Origin of the sequence: Mycobacterium sp. NPDC050551 (assembly GCF_040674075.1) — a bacterium.
Lineage (GTDB): Bacteria > Actinomycetota > Actinomycetes > Mycobacteriales > Mycobacteriaceae > Mycobacterium.
The window spans coordinates 408398-427312 of record NZ_JBFARC010000002.1; the positions used below are offsets into that span (position 1 = coordinate 408398).

Here is an 18915-nt window from a genome sequence, read left to right on the forward strand (position 1 = left end):
GTGTCATCCGATGTCACGGCGCACGGCGGCCTCATCCGTGCTGACGAGTTCGACCGTGTCCCCGACGTCGATGCTGACGACGTCTTCGGTTGGCTCGGCCATGAACGGAAATCGAAGCAGACCGTGGAAGTCGTCGGTCTCGACGAACGTATGCGCTCGCGCGAACAGGGGCTGGACGTCGAAGACCCTCACCCGCAGCTTCTCCCGCTTGATCGTGCCCAGCTGCCTGCCGGTGTCGGGATCGGTGACCACCCGGCCGGTGCGGCCGTAGACGGCGAAGACCATGCCCGCTGCGACGCCCGCGTCGGCGCCGCGGTTGATCACAAGGGTGTAGTCGTCCTCGACGAGCGCGACGCGTCCAGCGGACCGGTCGGTCACGACGCCACCAGTGACGGGCCCGCTTGGATGCGGGGCCGCCGGCGAAGATCGTCGACCGCCAGGGCCGCCCCGGTGTCTGCGCCCAGAGCGAGGTCGGTGGCCGTCTTCGCCTGCACCAGAGCGATCACCGCCTGCTGGTGGTGCTCAGTGCCGATGGCGCTGAGCGCGACGGAGAGCTTCTTGTCGACGTAAACGACCGATCGTGCGATCTCGGCCGCTTTGGCGTCGGCATCGCGTGCGTCGGTTCGTGGCACCCCGACGTCACCGTTCCTGCTGACCCAGCCGTGGGCGAGCGCACCGAACGCGACGGAACAGACCGGAACGATCACGATGGCGCAGAACAGCTTCGGTGTGTCGGCCAGTGCGATCGACCCGACGATTCCCAGCAGCGTGAGCAGGCCGAGAACGGCGAGCAGCCGGAGGGTGGGCGGTACGACGCCCACCGCCACCCACGCCTGCTTGACCGCGCGGCCGCCCGATCGGGCGACGTCGGCCGCGACGACGGCGATGCCGGCTCCTGCCTTCCTGGTGAAGCGACCGAGTCGGTCGACGTGCTGTCGCGTGACGTACGACTTCGGCATCGTCCAGGTTCGCTGCGTCGGCGGAAATGGACCTGTGTCGGGTTCGGTCTGCGGCGCGTCGGCGGCGGCCCCGATGATCACAGTGGCATCAGCAGTCACATCTGCATCATGCCCGCGCACGATCGATTCGAGGTTCTGACGCGCCGGAAGCGCCCTGCCGTCGACATCACGCCGCATGTCGCCGCGTCTTGCGACACGCCTCCACGGGATCGTGACGAGGCGTCGCGCCGGGCGGATGATCGTCACGGCCCGCAGCGTTGCTCGAGGGCGCAGGAGGTGATCGAGTTGGTTTCATCGCAGCACGACTTCGTCGCGTACGGCCCATCTCACGTGGCGGTGCTCGGGGTGTTCGCGGTCGGCGCAGCCGTTCTGGTGTGGCACGGTCGCCGCGAGAACGCCGCGCAGGCGCGCCTGGTGAGTCGAATGCTGGCGGTGCTGCTGCTGGCGGCGTTCGGCACGGCGCTCGTCTACAAGCTGATCCGGCCGGACCTGGCCACGTCGATACCGCTGCAACTCTGCGACATCGCGGAACTGACGGCGGCCTACGCGCTGTGGACGCAGCAGCATCGGGCGTTCGTCCTCACCTATTTCTGGGGTCTGCTCCTCAGCTCGCAGGCGCTGCTCACCCCGGACATCGGCACTCCCGGGGAGGGCGCGCCCGACTTCCCGAGCCACCTCTTCCTCACGTTCTTCGTGTTGCACGTGCTCGTCGTGTGGTCGGCCGTCTATCTGACGTGGGGGCGTGGGATGCGTCCGCAATGGCGCGACTACCGGTTCGCGGTCGTCGCGACGCTGGGATGGCTGGCGTTCACGTTCACGTTCAACACGATCGCGGGGACCAATTACGGATACCTCAACGGGAAACCGCCGACGGCTTCGATCCTGGACGTGCTGGGCCCGTGGCCGCTGTACCTCGTGATCGAGATCCTGGTCGTGATGGGAGTCTGGGCGCTGATGACATGGCCGTGGGAAAGACCGAGGCGAGAGCCGGGCATCCGACCGACGGGAGCCGCCCGGGTTCGCACCGCCGAGCGGAATCTCGGGTCCAGCGACGTCTCCGGCTGATCGACGGATTCACCAGTGCCGGCGTTGCCACGTAACGTCGAGTCATGGTGTTGGCGCGGGAACTGAGTGCAGTCAGAAGCGGGCTGGGGCGCGCACTGTTCGGATTGGTCGCCGGACCGGACGGACCGGACAACCGCGCACGGATCCACGGAACACCCGGACCGCGCTGGTTCGCCGAGGACCGGCCGATCCGCCGCGTCCACGGTGACGCGTCGATGTTCGTCGGAGGACTGCGCGCACTGCTCCTGCAGTCCCTGCATCCACTGGCGATGGCAGGCGTCGCCGACCACTCCGACTACCGCGGCGATCCCTGGGGACGCCTGCAGCGCACCAGCACGTTCCTCGCGGTGACGACCTTCGGACCTGCGGCGGACGCGCAACGAGCCGTCGACAAGGTCCGCGGGATCCACCGCCGCGTACGCGGGGTGGCGCCGGACGGCACACCCTACGAGGCCACGGATCCCCACCTCCTCGAGTGGGTCCACATCGCCGAGATCGACAGCTTTCTTCTGGCACACCAGCTCTACGGCGCACAGCCTTTGGACCAAACCGGCCGCGATCAGTACGTCGCCGACACCGCCCGCGTCGCAACCGCTCTCGGGGTGCTCGACCCGCCGCGCACCGAGGCGGAGCTGCGGGCGCGGATCGAGGCATACCGACCGGAGCTGCGGAGCACGGCCTCGGCGCGCGAGGCGGCCCGGTTCCTGTTGTTGACGCCGCCGCTGCCGCTGCCTGCCCGCGCTCCGTACGGTGTGTTGGCTGCGACGTCGGTGGCGATGCTGCCGGGGTGGGCCCGCAAGCCGTTGCGGCTGCCGCATCTTCCGCCCCTCGAGGCGACGGCCGTGCGGCTGTCCGGGCGGGTGCTCGTCGGTGGAATCCGGTGGGTGCTGACGGCCAGTCACGAAGAGATACAGCACGCGACGTCAGCCTGACCGGTCACAGCGATCGACTGAACGACGAGCGCGCATACCTCGATCTCAGCGCGCCTGCCCCGCCACGCCGGGACCGATGCGCGGCCGCCGCCATAGTTCCCAGGCCAACCGAATCCACCCGATAGCGGTGAGCAGGCCGAGCGCGGCGATCGCCGGCATGTGTAGCAGCGCCGGCAAGGTCGCCGCGGCGGCAAGCCCGGTCACGGTGCGGTCGGTCGGGATCTGTCGGTGGTCACGCCATCTGTAGGCGACATCACCCAGGTAGAACAACGCCATTCCGCCGGCGAGTGCAATGGCAGGCAGTAACGGCAAAGGGGCGTTGGCGTGCGCGACGCTGGCGTGGGCGCCGACGGCGAACAGCATGACGGCGGCGACCAGAGGCAAGTGCAGGTAGCTGTAGGCGTCGCGCGCCAGATGAGCTCGTTCGAGGCCTTGGGCCTGCTCCAGTCGCTGCTCGGCTCCGCTGGTCAGGCCGAAATAGGTCCACCAGAATGTCGCCATGATCCCGACGCCCAGGATGAGCGCGGCGATCACCTCGAAGCGGTGCAGATCGTGTGCGCCGGCGCCCAATTCGACGATCGCCTCGCCGAGCGCGATGATGATGATCGAGCCGTGGCGCGAGACGAAGTAGCCGGGCGAGACGCGGAATCCGCCGAGGCCGAAGACGGCCGGGGCGCCGTAGTCGATCACTGCGGCAGCTACCCACAAAAGTTCTCGGCCGGGTGAGTCGACGAAGGCGGCCGCCACGATGCAGGCGGGCGCCGCGACGAAGGCTGGCGCTATTCGCCAGATGCTGCGCCGCAGATCGGCGTCCTCGTTCGACGAGTGGGCGACGAACTTCGCGGCGTGGATCAGCCGGACCACCATCAGGGCGATCCCGAAGACCAACGCCCCTGACGTGAACGCGGTGGGCAGCGCCGTAGCGGCGACCAGCATGGCCGCCATCGCAGCGATGACAACGGCCTCGTGCCGGACGTTGGTGGTGTCGAAGGTGTTGATCAGCCACGTGTAGCCCACCCAGGCCCACCACACCGCGAGCAGTGCGAGCGCCGCCCGCCCGAAACCTCTGCCCGAGAGGTCGTGCAGCATCAGCTGGGTCACCTGCGACATTGCGAAGGTGAAGACCAGGTCGAAGAAGAGTTCGAGGTTGCCCTCCGACCTTGAACCGCCACCCTCGCCAGAGGTTTCGTCATCGCTCGTCACGGCATCACTCCGGCACCGCTCACTTCCTTCCCGGGAGAACCGTAGGTCAGTTTGCCAACGCAGCAGCGCACTCGCTCCGACCCCACAGGGGCAAGCCTCGCTACGAAATTGGTCCTAGCAGGGCGAAAACAGCCTCTACTCGGCACGGTTGTGCCATACCGTCGCGGCGAGTAGTCCAGACCAGGCCCCCCGCGGTGCCAGCAGTGACAGAAGCGGCGTTGCCGTAGGCACCGGCCCGATCGACGTAGATGCTCATGTCGATTTCCAATGTCCTTCTGCAGGCAGTTCGAGCTGGCCTTCGGCAACACCTCAGCCTGGCGGGACCATTCAGTGAGTACGCCCTAGGGCGACCCGATTCCGGCCCGCGCGGATCTGATCTTCGCCGCTGTCGAGGGCCTAGGGGCTGACTCGCTTGTCGATGGAACGGCGAGAATCTGACAGTCTCGACGACACCGCGACATTCGCTTGGTTGTGCAGCTGGTGGCTTACGTCGCGAAAGGCATGACGCGCCTTCATGACACGCGAGGGTGAACGGCGCTCAGAGGCTTCACCCTGGCAGGAGGAGGAAATCGGCGGCCCAACCGTCGAGCGTTGGTAGGAGCCTCCGCCCGCGCACAGCGCGCCCGACGGAGGAGCTTGCGGTACACGTTTCAAGAGAGGAGTTACGCATGACAAACACATTGCAGGGCAGGCGGATTGCGATTCTTGCCGCCGACGGTGTCGAACGCGTCGAATTGGAGACTCCGCGCGAGGCAGTGCAACGTGCCGGCGGGGAAACCGAACTGTTGTCAGTCAAGACGGGTGAGATTGCGGCCAGGAACAACGACCTCGAGTCCGCCGGTACGTTCGCTGTCGATCGAGCCGTCGCGGACGCATCGGTCAACGACTATGACGCGTTGTTGCTACCAGGCGGGACTGTGAATCCCGACAAGCTCCGCATGGACCAATCGGCTGTTTCGTTTGTCCGCGACTTCGTCAGTTCGGGAAAGCCAGTGGCGGCGATCTGTCACGGTCCATGGACCCTTGTCGAAGCCGGGGTCGCTGAAGGCCGGACCCTGACATCGTTTCCGAGCCTGCGTACCGATCTGCGCAATGCCGGTGCCAACGTCGTGGATGAAGAGGTCGTCATCGACGGCAATCTGATATCCAGTCGATCACCCGATGACCTCCCCGCGTTCTGCGATGCCATAGTTGATGAATTCGCCCAGTCCCGAGCGAGCGCATCAGGACGGTGACGTTGCTGCACCACACGACCACTCTTCCGGCGTCCCGTTGATCACTCACTCACTACAGAGAGACAGGTTCATTCATGGCTACAAAGGCATTGCTGGTGCGACTCGAAGCGAAGCCCGGCAAAGAACACGCGGTCGAGGAGTTCCTCCTTTCCGCCTTGCCTCTCGTCGAGCAGGAACCCGGGACCAAGCCTTGGTTCGCGGTCAGGTTCGGCCCGTCGACCTTCGGCATCTTCGACGCGTTCCCGGACGAGGGCGCGCGCGAGGCGCACCTCAATGGCCCCGTAGGAAAGGCACTCGCCGAGAAAGCCGACGAGTTGTTCGCCTCGCCACCCGACATCAGCCACCTGGACGTCCTGGCCAACAAGCTCTGACTGAGAATCGGGCTCGGCCAGTCCGACAAGCGGCGGGCAGCAATGGGCACGTGGCGCTGCGGGTAGATCTGCCTGCGTAGCTATTGCCGCGGTCTGCTCGTCGCCCACGACATCGGCACCGCCACAGAACGGCCCCATTAGACGCGTACACGGCGCGTACGCGACGCTCTCGCTATCGGACAGGGAGGCACGATACCCAGCCCGACAGTCGGGCAGGTGTCGAAAGCCGACTGCGCACCAGGCGCATTGAAAGATCCGCTCGCGACGGCACTTCAGCGGGACTTACCAGACCCGAACCCAGTCCACGAGCATCTCGGCCGGATAGGCACCGCCGTTGGGATCGCCGCCGCCGGAACCGGCGACAGCGAGATTCAGTATCGGAAAGAGCGTGTAATCAGGGGTATTGAACGGCCAGCCGGGCAGCGAACTGGCGGGAACGGTGAAGTACGGCTGCGCGCCGTCGACATAGTCCTTCCAAAAGCGGATACCGTCCGCATCCCACCCGGCGCGCCAGGTGTGCCACGCGCTGTCCACCGCGATTGTCTGGCTCTGGTGTTCTCCACCGTTCAAGTTTGCGTGGACGGTGGTGCCCGGCGCCCAGCTGCCGTTGCCGTACCACTCCATGATGTCGACTTCGCCGCCGTTGACTGGATTGTTGTTGGCCAGGTACCAGGCGGGCCAGCAGCCGGGGGTGAGGCAGTTCAGCTTTATCCGGGCTTCCCAGGTTGTGCCGATAGGTCCCCTGTACTTGCCGAAGAGCTTCCCGCTGAAGTACGTGTCGCCGTCCTTGGCTGCGCGGAAAACAAGGTTGGACTTGCCGTCTAGGAAGACGTTTCGTCGATCATCACGGTATTGGCCGACATTCCCGGGTAGCTCCCAGAACGTCGGGTCCTCCATGTCTTCGCGGGCCAGCGCCGGCTCCCATTTGGAGTAATCCGGGGCCGAGCCCGCCGGGCCGTCGAATTCATCGTGGAACAGGTAAGCGCTCGAGGGCGGCGCAGCTCCGGCCGTGGGCAGGGGCATTGAGGCCGCCAACGCGCCAATACCGGCAATCTGCATCACACGGCGACGATTTACTTCAGGCATCCCAATAGGTAAGCCGTTATGCCCGCCGAGCGCAAACGGCCGGGGCGGTCTCCGAGAAACCCGATGGCGTAGGGGCGACCCGTCACGCGGCTATGCGGGCGACCGTATCGGCTGAGGCGCACTCAAGGCGGACCGGTCACGGGGCGGAGTTACTGCCTTCCGACGCCCCGTGACCGGTTGCCTGCGCGCGCTCATCTAGCGTCTATCCTCGGACTATGCGCCGTCTGCTCGTTGCTGGGGCTCTGGCCCTCGCAGTGCTCATCTCCGGTTGCGGGCCGAAGCTCCCCGACCAACTCAGCCTTCCCACCGAGCTCACCGGCGGCGAACCCCAGACGCTGGAAACAGCCACGGCTGCTGCGCAAGAAATTGCGGACCGCCGCACCTCCGGTGACTTTGCCGGTGTTTGGCTCATGCTGACCAAGCAACAGCGCGATGCAATCAGCCAAGCCGACTATGTGACGCTCCAGAACGCCTGCGCCAGGACAGGGCTGCCTGCGCACGTCACTGGTGTGCGCCTCGACAACTCCACAACGGCAATCGTCCGTTGGAATATCGACATTCCGAATCTCAGCGGAGTCAAAGTCACGAAGACGATGCTCTACGAGGATGGGAAGTGGTTACTGGCACCGGATCCCGAATTTGTCTGGGACCACGGCTTGCCAGTGCAACAAATAATCGCCAATCGACAGGCGTCCGGCGACTGCGAAAAAACCGCCTCGGCGAGCGCTATCCCGACAGCTACATCAGCTGTCAGCCCGCCGCCGTCCGGCACTACCACTCAGCCACAATTACGCACGTCCTCCACCTCTGACGCGACCGCCGCCGGAAACGGCGGCACAGCCCACCTTTCCAACGTTCGGATGGCCCCCCAGGACGGGTACGACCGGCTCGTACTCGAGTTCACCGATCAGCTGCCCGACTACACGATCGGTTACCGCCCGCTGCCAGCGAAGGCCGACGGCTCGGGCGACGAAATTCCACTGCCCGGGGCGAGTGCACTTCTACAGATCACGCTCAAGCCAGCCGTCGCAGACTGGGACTACAGCAACCATGATTACCAGGGGCCCGAGACGATCACGAGCAAGACTGCTGTGGTCACCGAGGCGACGATGGCCGGCGACATCGAGGCCGTACTGACTTGGGTCGTCGGCCTACGAGCGAGAGTCCCGTTTCGCGTGGACGCTGTCGATGACCCACCTACCCTCATCGTCGATTTCGAGCACTGACCAGACGCAGACGTTGTAATTAGCTACCGCGCCGACCCCGCCGCCGCGATCCCGCCTTCCGCCGGGACGACCGGCCCTCCGAGCCGATGCATCTCGGTCGAAAGGCGTCTACCAGGCCTCTTGGGTGCCCCCAGTCGGACTCGAACCGACACTTGGCGGATTTTAAGTCCGCTGCCTCTGCCAATTGGGCTATGGGGGCTCGGCTGTTCGGAGCCGTTCTTACCCTATGGGCCTCAGGCGGTGAATCGGAGTATCCCAGTGATCCGCGATACCGATGCGGAAACGGGTCTATGGTCAGGTCATAGTGTGTCCGCAGCGGCGGTTATCGCATGCTGTTGAAGGGCACCGATCATGAGTGCTGATCTTGTCGCACCATTGGCCAGGCTGGTCACCACCGCAGAGGCGATCGAGGGCTTGCGAGATCTCTTCGTCGCCGAGGAGTCCATCGACGACATCACGGGGCGGGTCGCCAAGACGGCGGTCGCCGCGATCCCGCATGCGGACGTCGTCAGCATCACGGTGCTGTCGGGGGCCGATGCGACGACGGTTGCATACACCGATCAATCGGCGCTGGAACTCGATCGCCGGCAATACGCATCGGGACGAGGGCCCAGCCTGGAAGCCGCACGGCAGCGCACGCCGCTGCGAGCGATCATGGGCGAAGAGCTTCAGCGGTGGCCGGAATTCGTCGAGGCCGCACTGCGACACAGGATCTGCGCGAGTCTGTCGGTTCCGCTACTCATCGCGAGCGGGGCGGGCGAGCAGGAACTCGTCGGCTCACTCAACATCTACAGCCACACGGCAACAGCATTCGATCAGTTCGACGCCGAGCTCATGCGCCTCTACAGCGTTGCCGCCGGCCAGGCGATCAGCAACTCCAGCCGTTGGCAGAAAGCCCGGGAAACCGTCACCCAGCTCGAGACAGCGCTGGTCTCCCGTTCTGACATCGACATGGCCAAGGGCGCTCTGATGGCGGTACACGGCTGCAGTCCAGGCGATGCCTTCGACCGGCTCAAGAGCGAATCCCAACGGCGCAACGTCAAACTGCGTGAAGTCGTCCACGAGTTGCTGGACCGGCTGCAGACGGCGCCGACGTCCGGCTAGCACGCCACCGCGACCGCCATGTGGTGATCCGAGACCCGTGAACAGCGCTAAACGCCACCCGAGCCGACACTCGCGGCCAGCGCGTGGGCACTGCCGCCGTCCAGGCCGTCCGCGATCGACACCACCAGCCCGCCCAGCATGAACGCGGCGATCGCCGCCACGAGCGCCCCGGTGCTCAGCGACGGGATGTACCGGCGCCACCCGACCGCCTGGCCGCCGCCGTGGTGGTACTCATGGGTCAGCGCGTGCCCCTTCCCGCGCTGCAGCAGATAGCGATTCACCGGATACGCGGCGGCGAACGCCGCTGCGAGCGCGATCGACATGCCGATCCAGAACACGGCGTTGACCAGGCCGGCGTTCATCGCCCCCGGGATCAGCGCCATGACGAGGTTGTCCACGATCTCCATCGTCAAGATCGACAGGGTGTCGGCCGCGAGCACGACGCCCAGCGCGGTGCCGACCGCCAGACCGGCCTTCAGCAGCGGCAGCGTTGACAGCGAGTAGCCGAACAGGAACGCGAGCGCGATGGCGATCGCAATGGTGGCGACGTTGCCCAACCCGAGGGCGGTGCCGATCATCAGGCCCACGATCTCACCGATCGCGCAGCCGGTCAGACAGTGCAGCGTGGCGCTGAGCGCCATCGTGTTGACGTTGCCGCCCATGTCGTGGCCGGTGTGGTCGTGGTGTTCCGTCATGCCCGCACTATACCCCCATGGGGTATCACGGCGCCGGGCTGACCGTCGAGCTAACCCGCACCCACCAGCGCGGCCGCGTGCAGCGACAGCCCGAGCGCCGGCCGCGGATACCGCAGTTCGGCGCACGCCTCCTCGACCGACAACTGCAGCCGGTGGACCCCCTGCCGCAACGCCTCCGCATCGCCGCCTCCGTGCCCGAAGCCCGACAGGCACAGCCGCGTGAGAATCACGTCGTGCGAGCGCCGCAACCGAGCCATCTGCTCGATCATCGCGTGCGCCGCTTCCCCCGCGTGATCGTCGTCGCCACTGATCCGGTGGCGTAGACCCACGACGTCCACCCTGGCCGTACTCATCAGCGAGGCTGCCATCCGATCGCCGGGGCCCTCCGTCACGTCGAGCAGCACCCGCGGCGCGGATGGCCGGCACCGCGCCAGCAGCATCACCTCCGACCAGGTCCCGATGATGAATCGCCCGACATTCGCCACCACCGCCGCCTCGATGGCCGCATCATTCGCGCACTGCGCCGCCAGTCGCTCCGCCGGCACGCCGGCCGCCAGCGCCAGCCGCAGCTCCTCGGCGCTCGACACGTCGACACCCAACCCGCGCCGGCGCACCCACTCCGCGACCGAGGCGGTCGTCAGCAGCTCGGCGGGCACCTGCAGCGGCGTGCCCCGCAACGCGCGGCGGCACACCGCATACCGAGGTGATGCTTGCGGACGGCGTAAACGGTTCATGCCACCGATCCTGACTGCGACGTCTGACTTCGCACTGAGCGCAGCCTGTCAATTCGCCTCGCGAGCGTGAAGTTGTGCGCGTGAAAACGCGGAGAACACGTGCACAGCTTCACGTTCGCGCCGGCCCCCGTGCGAAAGCCGTAAAGGTCGGACCGCCGCCCGTCAAGAAAGCGTCAAGATTCGGTCGACGCTTCTGAACTCGACAGATGCTGGTGCAGGCGCCGAGATCCGGCGCCGCGTCAACGTCTGGAGTGGCATGTCCGTAGTCGCCTACATCGCGGTGACGGTGGCGATCTTCACCCTGCTCGGCCTGGTGCAGAAGTGGGTGGAGCAGCTGTGATCTACAACCTCGTCGGCCTGGCGCTGGCCGTCGTCATCGCCGTGTTCCTCTTCGCCGCCCTGCTGTTCCCCGAGAGGTTCTAGTGAGCACCGAACTCGCCGGGATCCTGTTCCTGGCCTCGCTCGTCATCGCCCTGGTGGCCGTGCACGTGCCTCTCGGCGACTACATGTACCGCGTGTACGCATCGGAGAAGGACCTGCGCGCCGAACGTGCCGTCTACCGAGTGATCGGCGCCGACCCGCGCTCACCGCAGACCTGGGGCTCCTACGCGCGCAGCGTGCTCGCCTTCTCCGCCGTGAGCATCCTGTTCCTGTTCGCCCTTCAGCTGGTGCAGGGCAGGCTGCCACTGCATTTGGAGAATCCCGGCACCGAGATGACGCCCGCACTGGCGTGGAACACCGCGGTCAGCTTCGTCACCAACACCAATTGGCAGGCCTACTCCGGCGAATCCACCCAGGGTCACCTCGTCCAGATGGCGGGCCTCGCGGTCCAGAACTTCGTCTCGGCCGCCGTCGGTTTGGCCGTGGCGATGGCCTTCGTCCGCGGACTGGCTCGTCGCGACACCGGTGAGCTCGGCAATTTCTGGGTCGACCTGGTCCGGGGTTCGCTGCGAATCCTGCTGCCCCTGAGCATCATCTGTGCGATCATCCTGTTGGCGGGCGGCGTCGTGCAGAATTTCGCGTTGCACGACCAGGTGGTCACCACGTTGACGGGCGCCCAGCAGGTCATTCCCGGCGGACCCGTCGCCAGCCAGGAGGCTATCAAGGAGCTCGGCACCAACGGCGGCGGCTTCTTCAACGCCAACTCCGCGCACCCGTTCGAGAACCCGACCACGTGGACCAACTGGGTGGAGATCTTCCTGCTGTCCTGCATCGCGTTCTCGCTGCCCCGCACCTTCGGACGCATGGTCGAGAGCCGCAAGCAGGGGCTGGCGATCGCCGCGGTCATGGGCGTCATCGCCACCGCCAGCGTGTCGCTGCTGATGTTCTTCCAGCTGCAGGCCCATGGCACCGTCCCGACCGCGGTCGGCGCCGCCACCGAAGGCGTCGAACAACGCTTCGGTGTCGCCGATTCCGCGGTGTTCGCGGCATCCAGCACGCTGACCTCCACTGGGGCGGTGAACTCGTTTCACGACTCGTACACCAGCCTCGGCGGCCTCATCACGATGTTCGACATGCAGCTCGGCGAAGTCGCGCCCGGCGGCGTCGGCTCCGGGCTCTACGGCATGCTGATCCTGGCGATCATCACGGTCTTCGTCGCGGGACTGATGGTCGGCAGGACGCCCGAATACCTGGGCAAGAAGATCACCCCTCGTGAGATCAAACTCGCTGCAACGTATTTCCTGATCACCCCAATCATCGTGCTCACCGGCACCGCCGCCGCGATGGCCATGCCCGGCCAGCGCGACAGCATGCTCAACACCGGGCCGCACGGCCTCTCGGAGGTGCTCTACGCGTTCACCTCGGCCGCGAACAACAACGGCTCGGCCTTCGCCGGCATCTCGGTCAACACCGAGTGGTACAACACAGCGCTCGGCCTGGCCATGGTCTTCGGGCGGTTCCTGCCGATCATCATTGTGCTCGCCCTCGCCGGATCGCTGGCCCGACAGGGCAAGACGCCGGAGTCGGTCGGCACGCTGCCCACACACCGGCCCCAGTTCGTCGGCATGGTCGCCGGCGTGACGCTGATCCTCGTCGCCCTGACCTACCTGCCCGTGCTCGCGCTCGGCCCACTCGCCGAAGGAATCCACTGACCATGACACTCACCACCCACGAGGCGCCGGCCGCCGACGCTCCCGATACCCAGGCGCGCAGTCAGGTAAGTAGCGGCCTGCTCGACCCGTCGATGCTGTGGCGCTCCCTGCCGGACGCCTTGCGCAAGCTCGACCCGCGCACCCTGTGGCGCAATCCGGTGATGCTCATCGTCGAGGTCGGCGCGGTCTGGAGCACCGTTCTGGCCGTCACCGATTCGAGCTGGTTCGCCTGGCTGATCGTCGGGTGGCTCTGGCTGACGGTGCTTTTCGCCAACGTCGCCGAGGCGGTCGCGGAAGGCCGGGGCAAGGCCCAGGCCGCGACCCTGCGTAAGACGAAGACGTCGACCATGGCCCGCAGGCTCACCGCATCGGGCCACGAAGAGGAGGTCGCGGCGGCACTGCTGCAGCGGGGCGACGTGGTGGTCGTCGAGGCCGGACAGGTGGTCCCGGGCGACGGCGACGTGCTGGAGGGCATCGCCTCGGTGGACGAATCCGCCATCACCGGCGAGTCCGCCCCGGTGGTGCGCGAATCCGGTGGCGACCGGTCGGCCGTGACAGGCGGCACCACGGTGCTCAGCGACCGCATCGTCGTGAAGATCACCCAGAAGCAGGGTGAGAGCTTCATCGACCGGATGATCGCGCTCGTCGAGGGCGCCAACCGGCAGAAGACACCGAACGAGGTCGCGCTCAACATCCTGCTGGCCTCGTTGACGATCATCTTCGTCTTCGCCGTCGTCACCCTGCAGCCCCTGGCCATCTACTCCAAGGCCGGAAACCCCGGTGTGCCCGACACGCTCGCGTTGGACGACAACGGCATCACCGGGATCGTAATGGTGTCGCTGCTGGTGTGCCTCATTCCCACCACGATCGGGGCGCTGCTCAGCGCGATCGGCATCGCGGGCATGGACCGCCTCGTCCAGCGCAACGTACTGGCCATGTCGGGTCGCGCGGTCGAGGCGGCGGGCGACGTCAACACCCTGCTGCTCGACAAGACCGGCACCATCACCCTGGGCAACCGGCAGGCCGCCGCCTTCGTCCCGCTCGAGGGCGTCACCGAGGAAGAACTCGCCGACGCCGCGCAGCTGTCCAGCCTGGCCGACGAGACTCCCGAGGGCCGCTCCGTCGTGGTGTTCGCCAAGGATCAGCACGCGTTGCGTGCCCGCACACCAGGCGAACTCGCCAACGCACGCTGGGTCGAATTCACCGCGGTCACTCGGATGTCCGGGGTCGACCTGGACGGCCGCCAGTTGCGCAAGGGCGCGGCGGCATCGGTCGCCGAGTGGATCCGCACCGAAGGCGGCACCGTGCCGGGTCAACTCGGTGAGATCGTCGACGCCATCTCCGCCGCGGGCGGTACTCCCCTGGCCGTCGGTGAAGTGCGCGGCGGGCAGGCCCATCTGCTGGGCGTCATCCACCTCAAGGACGTGGTCAAGCAGGGCATGCGGGAACGCTTCGACGAGATGCGCCGCATGGGCATCCGCACGGTCATGATCACCGGCGACAACCCGTTGACCGCCAAGGCGATCGCCGATGAGGCCGGCGTCGACGACTTCCTCGCCGAGGCGACGCCCGAGGACAAGATGGCGCTGATCAAGCGCGAGCAGGCGGGCGGCAAGCTGGTGGCGATGACCGGCGACGGCACCAACGACGCCCCCGCGCTGGCCCAGGCCGACGTCGGCGTCGCGATGAACAGCGGCACGTCGGCGGCCAAGGAGGCCGGCAACATGGTCGACCTCGACTCCGACCCCACCAAGCTGATCGAGATCGTCGTGATCGGCAAGCAGTTGCTCATCACCCGCGGCGCCCTGACCACCTTCTCCATCGCCAACGACATCGCCAAGTACTTCGCCATCATCCCGGCGCTGTTCGTCGGCCTGTTCCCCGGGCTGGACGTGCTCAACGTCATGCGGCTGCACAGTCCGCAGTCGGCGATCCTGTCCGCCGTCATCTTCAACGCCCTGGTGATCGTCGCGCTCATCCCGCTGGCCCTGCGCGGTGTGCGCTACACCCCGAGCAGCGCATCGAAGCTGTTGAGTCGCAACCTGACCCTTTACGGTCTCGGCGGCATCGTCGCGCCGTTCATCGGCATCAAACTCATCGATCTGCTCATCCAGCTTCTCCCGGGAATGTGACCATGAAACTCACTGCTGTCCTCCGCCAGCACTGGGCGGCGCTTCGCGCGCTGCTCGTCCTCACCGCGATCCTGGGCATCGCCTACCCCGCCCTCATCTGGCTGGCCGCCCAACTGCCGGGGCTGTCCGAGAAGGCGAACGGCTCGATGGTCGACGTCGCCGGAAAGCCGGTCGGCAGCAGCCTGATCGGGCAGCTCTACACCGACGGTGTCGGCGAGCCGGCGCCCCGGTACTTCCAGAGCCGGCCGTCCGCGGCGGGTGACGGGTACGACCCGATGGCGTCCGGCGCGAGCAACCTCGGCCCCGAGGACGTCGTCGACACCCCCGACCGCACCAGCCTGCTCACCCTGGTGTGCAGCAGGGACAAGGCGGTCGGTGAGCTCGAAGGTGTCGAGGGCGGCCGGCCGTTCTGCACCGGTGGCGGCGTCGGCGCGGTGCTGTCGGTGATCGGGCCGCGGGACGCCCACGGCAACGTCGTCGCTCCCACCAGGGTGGTGAGCGTCAACGAGCCGTGCACCACCACCGCGCGCCCGTTCCTCGACTCCTACGAGGGCGTGCGGGTCGAATGCGCTGCGCCCGGGGAGGACTACCGCCTCGGTCAGATCGTGCCGATCCGCGGTTCGGCCGAGGCGCTGGTGCCCGCCGACGCCGTCACGGCCAGCGGCAGCGGACTGGACCCGCACATCTCACCGGCCTACGCCGATCTGCAGGTGGCGCGGGTGGCCAAGGCCCGCGGCGTGAGCGCCGACGACATCCGGCGGCTTGTCGTCGACCACACCGACGGCCGCACACTGGGCTTCCTCGGCGAGCCACGGGTCGACGTGCTGTCGCTCAACGTCGCGATCGACCAGAAGTACCCGGGTGGATGATGGACGGGTGAGCACGTCGAACGCCAAGCGAGGTGAGTTGCGCATCTACCTGGGTGCGGCTCCCGGCGTCGGCAAGACGTTCGCGATGCTCGGCGAAGCGCACCGGCGACTGGAACGTGGCACCGACCTGGTGGCCGCACTGGTGGAGACCCACGGCCGCACGCGGACCGCCGAACTGCTCGACGGTATCGAGGTCGTCGCGCCCCGCCACGTCGAGTACCGGGGCGGCCGGTTCGCCGAACTCGACGTCGACGCCGTGCTGGCCCGCAGGCCCGAGGTGGTGCTCGTCGACGAGCTCGCCCACACCAACACCACCGGCAGCCGCAACCCCAAGCGCTGGCAGGACATCGAGGAACTGCTCGACGCCGGCATCACGGTGATCTCCACGGTGAACGTGCAGCATCTGGAGAGCCTCAACGACGTCGTCACCCAGATCACCGGCATCGAGCAGCAGGAGAAGGTGCCCGACGAGGTGGTCCGCGCGGCCGACCAGATCGAACTCGTCGACATCACGCCGGAGGCGTTGCGGCGCAGACTCTCCCACGGCAACGTCTACGCACCCGAGCGGGTCGACGCGGCACTGTCGAACTACTTCCGCCGAGGCAACCTCACCGCGCTGCGCGAATTGGCGCTGCTGTGGCTCGCCGACCAGGTCGACGCCGCACTGGCCAAATACCGCGCGGACAACAACATCACCGACACCTGGGAGGCGCGAGAGCGCGTGGTCGTCGCCGTCACGGGCGGCGCCGAATCGGAGACTCTGGTGCGCAGAGCCTTTCGCATCGCATCCAAGTCCAGTGCCGAGCTGATGATCCTGCACGTCGTGCGCGGCGACGGCCTCGCCGGGGTGTCCGCGCCCAGGATGGGCAAGGTCCGGGAGTTGGCGGCCGATCTCGGTGCGACGCTGCACACGGTCGTGGGCGACGACGTTCCCGCCGCACTGCTGGACTTCGCCCGAGAGCGGAACGCCACCCAGTTGGTGCTCGGCACGTCCCGCCGGTCGCGCTGGGCGCGCATCTTCGACGAGGGCATCGGCGCGGCCGTCGTGCAGGACTCCGGAAAGATCGACGTGCACATGGTGACCCACGACGAGGCCCACCGCGGTGCGGGCACCCGGCTGCCCCGGCACCGGCACCTGGCGTCATGGCTCGCCGCGCTGTTCGTGCCACCGCTGGTCTGCGCCCTCGCGGTACTGCTCGACCCGCTGCTCGGCGTCGCAGGCGAGAGTGCGCTGTTCTTCATCGGCGTACTGGTGGCGGCGCTGCTCGGCGGTGTGGCACCCGCGGCGCTCTCGGCCGTGCTGTCGGGCCTGCTGCTCAACTACTTCCTGATCACACCCCGGCACACCTTCACCATCGCCGATCCCGACAGCGCGGTGACGATCGTCGTGCTGCTCGCCGTCGCGGTCGCCGTCGCGGCCCTCGTCGACAGTGCCGCGAGCCGCACCCGCGAAGCCCGCCGTGCGTCGCAGGAAGCCGAACTGCTCGCACTGTTCGCCGGATCGGTGTTGCGCGGGGCGGACCCGGCGGCGCTGCTGGAGCGAGTGCGCGAGACGTACAACCAGCGGGCGGTCAGTCTGCTCCGGGTGGGCGCGGGGATCGTCGCCTGCGTCGGCACAGATCCCTGCGTCGACGTCGACTCCGCGGACACCGCAGTCGAAGTCGACACCGATGGCGACGAATTCTGGCTACTGCTGGCCGGCCGCAGCCTGGCGGCGCGCGACCGGCGGGTGCTGTCCGCGGTGGCCCGGCAGGCCGCAGGCCTGGTCCGGCAGCACGAACTCACCGAGGAAGCCGGGCGCGCCGAGGCGATCGCGCGCGCCGACGATCTCCGGCGGTCGCTGCTGTCGGCGGTCAGCCACGACCTGCGCACCCCGCTGGCCGGAGCCAAGGCGGCGGTGTCCAGTCTGCGCAGCGACGACGTGCAGTTCTCCGAGGACGACACCGCGGAACTGCTCGCCACCGTCGAAGAATCGGTCGACCAGCTGACCGCGCTGGTGGGCAACCTGCTGGACTCGTCGCGGCTGGCCGCCGGTGCGGTACGCCCCGCGCTGCAGCGTGTTTACCTCGAGGAGACCGTCCAGCGGGCGCTCCTCGGAATCAGCAGAGAAACAACGGGTCTCGGTCGAGGCGTGGACCGCGTCAAGGTCGACGTGCAGGATTCGGTGGCACTCGCCGACGCCGGTCTGCTCGAGCGGGTGCTGGCCAATCTGATCGACAATGCACTGCGGTATGCGCCGAACGGCCAGGTGCGCGTCACGGCGGGCCGGGTCGGGGACCGGGTGCTGATCGCCGTGGCCGACGACGGCCCCGGCATCCCCCGCGGCGCCGAGGAGCAGATGTTCGGCGCGTTCCAGCGCCTCGGTGACAGCGACACCAGCAGCGGCGTCGGTCTCGGCCTGTCGGTGGCGCGCGGGTTCACCCAGGCGATGGGCGGCACCCTCGCCGCCACCGACACCCCCGGCGGCGGGCTCACAATGGAGATCGAACTGGCCGCGCCGACGCAGGACACGCCGTGACGGCCACCAGGGTGCTCGTCATCGACGACGAACCACAGATCCTGCGGGCCTTGCGGATCAACCTGTCGGTGCGTGGCTACGAAGTCACCACCGCGGCCACCGGCGCCGACGCCCTACGCTCGGCCGCCGACCACCGGCCGGACGTGATCGTGCTCGACCTCGGTCTGCCGGACATGTCGGGCATCGAGGTGCTGGCCGGTCTGCGGGGCTGGCTCAGCGCGCCGGTGATCGTGCTCTCTGCGCGCACAGACTCCGGCGACAAGGTGGAGGCGCTCGACGCAGGCGCCGACGACTACGTGACCAAGCCCTTCGGCATGGACGAGTTCCTGGCCCGGTTGCGCGCCGCCGTCCGTCGCGGCACCGTCTCCGACACCGACGAACCGGTGGTCGAGACGGCGTCGTTCACGGTCGATCTGGCGGCCAAGAAGGTGACCAAGAACGGTGCCGAGGTGCACCTGACCCCCACCGAATGGGGAATGCTCGAGATGCTGGTGCGCCACCGCGGAAAGCTCGTCGGCCGCGAGGAGTTGCTCCGGGAGGTGTGGGGCCCGGCGTATGCGAAGGAGACCCATTATCTGCGTGTGTATCTGGCGCAGCTGCGGCGGAAGTTGGAGGACGACCCGTCGCGCCCGGTGCACCTGCTGACAGAGGCCGGCATGGGATACCGGTTCCAGCAGTGAGTTCCGGCGGCGC

General features: G+C 67.4%; 18 protein-coding genes and 1 tRNA gene. 12 read left to right on the forward strand and 7 right to left on the reverse strand.

Annotated features, from left to right (window positions below):
* Positions 1-3: 3 nt before the first annotated feature.
* Both AB0K11_RS08620 and AB0K11_RS08625 read right to left on the reverse strand, forming a co-directional pair.
* Entirely contained in the window at positions 4-378 is a 375-nt protein-coding gene (locus AB0K11_RS08620; RefSeq protein WP_364974730.1) for a hypothetical protein, read from the reverse strand.
* Positions 375-1058: a hypothetical protein gene (locus tag AB0K11_RS08625; RefSeq protein ID WP_364974733.1), complete on the reverse strand. Its 684-nt coding sequence runs from the start codon at positions 1056-1058 to the stop codon at positions 375-377. The genes AB0K11_RS08620 and AB0K11_RS08625 overlap by 4 nt, the downstream gene beginning before the upstream one ends.
* Positions 1059-1244: 186 nt before the next feature.
* Between AB0K11_RS08625 and AB0K11_RS08630 the strand changes: the two genes are divergently transcribed.
* Together AB0K11_RS08630 and AB0K11_RS08635 are read left to right on the forward strand one after the other, a co-directional pair.
* Entirely contained in the window at positions 1245-2024 is a 780-nt protein-coding gene (locus AB0K11_RS08630; protein WP_364974736.1) for a TIGR02206 family membrane protein, read from the forward strand.
* 44 nt (positions 2025-2068) lie between these two features.
* Entirely contained in the window at positions 2069-2956 is an 888-nt protein-coding gene (locus AB0K11_RS08635; RefSeq protein ID WP_364974738.1) for an oxygenase MpaB family protein, read from the forward strand.
* 45 nt (positions 2957-3001) lie between these two features.
* Here AB0K11_RS08635 and AB0K11_RS08640 read toward each other — a convergent pair whose 3' ends face one another.
* Complete coding sequence (locus AB0K11_RS08640; RefSeq protein WP_364974741.1) at positions 3002-4159, reverse strand: low temperature requirement protein A; 1158 nt, start codon at positions 4157-4159, stop codon at positions 3002-3004.
* A 668-nt stretch (positions 4160-4827) separates the two neighbouring features.
* Here AB0K11_RS08640 and AB0K11_RS08645 point away from each other — a divergent pair.
* On the forward strand, positions 4828-5394 hold the full coding sequence (locus AB0K11_RS08645) for a type 1 glutamine amidotransferase domain-containing protein (protein ID WP_364974743.1): 567 nt from the start codon (positions 4828-4830) through the stop codon (positions 5392-5394).
* A 74-nt stretch (positions 5395-5468) separates the two neighbouring features.
* Positions 5469-5765 (forward strand): antibiotic biosynthesis monooxygenase, encoded by a 297-nt coding sequence (locus tag AB0K11_RS08650; RefSeq protein ID WP_364974746.1) that lies wholly within the window; start codon positions 5469-5471, stop codon positions 5763-5765.
* 282 nt (positions 5766-6047) lie between these two features.
* Here AB0K11_RS08650 and AB0K11_RS08655 read toward each other — a convergent pair whose 3' ends face one another.
* Positions 6048-6851, reverse strand: coding sequence for a glycoside hydrolase family 16 protein (locus AB0K11_RS08655; protein ID WP_364974749.1), 804 nt, complete (start codon positions 6849-6851; stop codon positions 6048-6050).
* A 215-nt stretch (positions 6852-7066) separates the two neighbouring features.
* On the opposite strand from AB0K11_RS08655, the gene AB0K11_RS08660 reads away from it, so the two are divergent.
* Positions 7067-8077 carry a hypothetical protein gene (locus tag AB0K11_RS08660; RefSeq protein ID WP_364974752.1) on the forward strand — a complete coding sequence of 337 codons (1011 nt, stop codon included), beginning with the start codon at positions 7067-7069 and terminating at the stop codon, positions 8075-8077.
* Positions 8078-8202: 125 nt separating this feature from the next.
* Here AB0K11_RS08660 and AB0K11_RS08665 read toward each other — a convergent pair.
* Positions 8203-8276, reverse strand: a tRNA-Leu gene (locus AB0K11_RS08665).
* Positions 8277-8452: 176 nt separating this feature from the next.
* On the opposite strand from AB0K11_RS08665, the gene AB0K11_RS08670 reads away from it, so the two are divergent.
* Entirely contained in the window at positions 8453-9181 is a 729-nt protein-coding gene (locus tag AB0K11_RS08670) for a GAF and ANTAR domain-containing protein (RefSeq protein ID WP_364974755.1), read from the forward strand.
* A gap of 47 nt (positions 9182-9228) precedes the next feature.
* On the opposite strand, the gene AB0K11_RS08675 is transcribed toward AB0K11_RS08670, so the two are convergent.
* Both AB0K11_RS08675 and AB0K11_RS08680 read right to left on the reverse strand, forming a co-directional pair.
* Entirely contained in the window at positions 9229-9876 is a 648-nt protein-coding gene (locus AB0K11_RS08675; RefSeq protein WP_364974757.1) for a DUF4396 domain-containing protein, read from the reverse strand.
* Positions 9877-9926: 50 nt separating this feature from the next.
* Entirely contained in the window at positions 9927-10610 is a 684-nt protein-coding gene (locus AB0K11_RS08680; RefSeq protein WP_364974759.1) for a decarboxylase, read from the reverse strand.
* A 321-nt stretch (positions 10611-10931) separates the two neighbouring features.
* On the opposite strand from AB0K11_RS08680, the gene AB0K11_RS08685 reads away from it, so the two are divergent.
* From AB0K11_RS08685 to AB0K11_RS08710, 6 genes are read left to right on the forward strand one after another with little or no spacing between them, the layout of a single operon-like run.
* Positions 10932-11033 carry a potassium-transporting ATPase subunit F gene (locus AB0K11_RS08685; protein ID WP_364974760.1) on the forward strand — a complete coding sequence of 34 codons (102 nt, stop codon included), beginning with the start codon at positions 10932-10934 and terminating at the stop codon, positions 11031-11033.
* The gene (kdpA, locus tag AB0K11_RS08690) at positions 11033-12703 is read left to right on the forward strand and encodes a potassium-transporting ATPase subunit KdpA (RefSeq protein ID WP_364974762.1); all 1671 of its coding nucleotides are present in this window, start codon (positions 11033-11035) and stop codon (positions 12701-12703) included. Before AB0K11_RS08685 ends, kdpA begins: the two co-directional genes overlap by 1 nt.
* Positions 12704-12705: 2 nt before the next feature.
* Positions 12706-14835 carry a potassium-transporting ATPase subunit KdpB gene (gene kdpB, locus AB0K11_RS08695; RefSeq protein WP_364974765.1) on the forward strand — a complete coding sequence of 710 codons (2130 nt, stop codon included), beginning with the start codon at positions 12706-12708 and terminating at the stop codon, positions 14833-14835.
* Between the two features lie 2 nt (positions 14836-14837).
* On the forward strand, positions 14838-15704 hold the full coding sequence (locus AB0K11_RS08700) for a potassium-transporting ATPase subunit C (protein WP_364974768.1): 867 nt from the start codon (positions 14838-14840) through the stop codon (positions 15702-15704).
* Positions 15697-18222: a sensor histidine kinase KdpD gene (locus AB0K11_RS08705; RefSeq protein WP_364974771.1), complete on the forward strand. Its 2526-nt coding sequence runs from the start codon at positions 15697-15699 to the stop codon at positions 18220-18222. Before AB0K11_RS08700 ends, AB0K11_RS08705 begins: the two co-directional genes overlap by 8 nt.
* Positions 18219-18902 (forward strand): response regulator, encoded by a 684-nt coding sequence (locus AB0K11_RS08710; protein ID WP_364974773.1) that lies wholly within the window; start codon positions 18219-18221, stop codon positions 18900-18902. Before AB0K11_RS08705 ends, AB0K11_RS08710 begins: the two co-directional genes overlap by 4 nt.
* The last annotated feature ends 13 nt before the right edge of the window (positions 18903-18915 follow it).

What these genes read in the sequence shown, in the direction of transcription:
- AB0K11_RS08635 (WP_364974738.1), top strand. Translation starts at nt 2,069, where the DNA reads ATGGTGTTGGCGCGGGAACTGAGTGCAGTCAGAAGCGGGCTGGGGCGC.
- AB0K11_RS08645 (WP_364974743.1), top strand. Translation starts at nt 4,828, where the DNA reads ATGACAAACACATTGCAGGGCAGGCGGATTGCGATTCTTGCCGCCGAC.
- AB0K11_RS08650 (WP_364974746.1), top strand. Translation starts at nt 5,469, where the DNA reads ATGGCTACAAAGGCATTGCTGGTGCGACTCGAAGCGAAGCCCGGCAAA.
- AB0K11_RS08655 (WP_364974749.1), bottom strand. Translation starts at nt 6,851, where the DNA reads ATGCCTGAAGTAAATCGTCGCCGTGTGATGCAGATTGCCGGTATTGGC.
- AB0K11_RS08660 (WP_364974752.1), top strand. Translation starts at nt 7,067, where the DNA reads ATGCGCCGTCTGCTCGTTGCTGGGGCTCTGGCCCTCGCAGTGCTCATC.
- AB0K11_RS08675 (WP_364974757.1), bottom strand. Translation starts at nt 9,876, where the DNA reads ATGACGGAACACCACGACCACACCGGCCACGACATGGGCGGCAACGTC.
- AB0K11_RS08680 (WP_364974759.1), bottom strand. Translation starts at nt 10,610, where the DNA reads ATGAACCGTTTACGCCGTCCGCAAGCATCACCTCGGTATGCGGTGTGC.
- kdpB (WP_364974765.1), top strand. Translation starts at nt 12,706, where the DNA reads ATGACACTCACCACCCACGAGGCGCCGGCCGCCGACGCTCCCGATACC.
- AB0K11_RS08700 (WP_364974768.1), top strand. Translation starts at nt 14,838, where the DNA reads ATGAAACTCACTGCTGTCCTCCGCCAGCACTGGGCGGCGCTTCGCGCG.